Source organism: Planomonospora algeriensis (genome assembly GCF_977012225.1).
The window spans coordinates 1-1,518 of the sequence record NZ_CDRNDK010000827.1; the positions used below are offsets into that span (position 1 = coordinate 1).

At 69.0% G+C, this 1,518-nt stretch carries 1 protein-coding gene; it reads left to right on the forward strand.

The features are described from left to right. Positions 1-461: 461 nt before the first annotated feature. Complete coding sequence (locus tag ACWJ6R_RS36140; RefSeq protein WP_449066515.1) at positions 462-1,391, forward strand: hypothetical protein; 930 nt, start codon at positions 462-464, stop codon at positions 1,389-1,391. Positions 1,392-1,518: the final 127 nt, after the last annotated feature.

Genomic DNA, 1,518 nt, shown 5'->3' on the forward strand with positions numbered 1-1,518 from the left:
CCCTCCCCGGCGGTGGGGGAGCACCATGATGAGGAGTTCGACGACGAGGAGGAACCGTACGGGGACGAGAACGACGAAGACGGCTTCGACGATCCCACCGACGATTCCACTGCCGACGCAGATGAGGAATCACCCTGGCCCGCGGTGCAGACGCTCAACGCGCGCCGGGCACGACAGTTCCTGCTGTCCACGCTCCGGAGCTCCGGTTCGCGGTCCGGCGGACACGACTTCTACGATCTCCTTCTCGACCATGGCCACGGCCTGGCCTTCTACGCCCGGACCGGACCGGACAGGGCCGACCCGAATTGCTGTGCCGTCACTACGGTGGCCCCGCTCCTCGCCTGCTGCCCGCCGTACCGCCGGAAGTCCTCGAAGCGTCCTGGGGCCATGAGTGGAGACTGGCGGCCATCTACCAGGGGCCAGCGCTCTTCCACGGCGACTGGCGGGACCAGCAGGATTACGTGTCCGCTCTGCCGCTGCGGTCCTTCCTCGCCGTCCATATCGCAGGCGCCGGTGAGTTCGCGCTGCGCACGCGCGGCGGCGTTCTCGAACTGATCAGATCCGGACCGGAGGGTGCTGGGACCGTCACCGCGCTGGGCCGACCGGAGCCCGACGATGACCCGCTGGCCTTCGCCCTGCGCATCGTTCCCGACCTTCTCACCTTCTCTCCGGACGCGACGGTGGACATCACGAGCGACACCCCGCACGCCGTCGCCGACGCCATCCGCTTCAGCGCCGACCTCGGCCCCGCTCGCGAGCGGGATGCCCTACCTCACGCAGACGACCGTCTCGAAGACGGCTTCTGGCGCGGCGAGGAGGAACGGCTGCTCGGCTACTTCGGCAACCTCGTCCCCCTCACCGTGCGGGTCAACGGCGTACCGCACTTCGCTGCGGACCTCGACGGCGATCAGGTGCTCGTGCCCGTCACCGGTGAGGGCAGGTTCCCCTCACCCGTCCTGAACCGCACGTTCCTATCGATCGGCTACGACTACGACGGCGGCGGTAGCTCCAGCGGCCCCGGGTTCGAGACGATCGGCGAGATCCGGCCTGCTCTCAACGTTTCCTGGGGAGACTTCGCCGAGGAGATGTGGGACCGGAGCCTGACGTTGTCGCGCGACGGCCTGCCGGAGTTCGCCGCCCGGCGGCTTCAGCGCTCCGAATTCAGTGGCCGCCTCCTGGACGGTGTGCTCGGCGGCCCGGAGGCTCCTGCGGAAGAGGACTTCGAGGTGTACGAGGTCGATGACGAGGCGGCGCACTACGCCTTCGGCGTACCCGAACTCGGCTTCGAACCACGCGGCGACGAAGGGATCCGCTTCCTGCACGCCCTGCTGGAGACCTACGCGGGCGACACCGGCACCGCCCAGCGCATCCGGGCGTTCCTCGGCCAATGAGACCCTTCGAGACCGTTTGCGGCCACCCGTCCCGGAAGTCCTGCCCGACGCTGTCGCGGGATGCGCCGGCACTGGACGGCCCGCCCTATGACCACGCGATTGGGCGACTACCTCCTGCTGCGCGAGC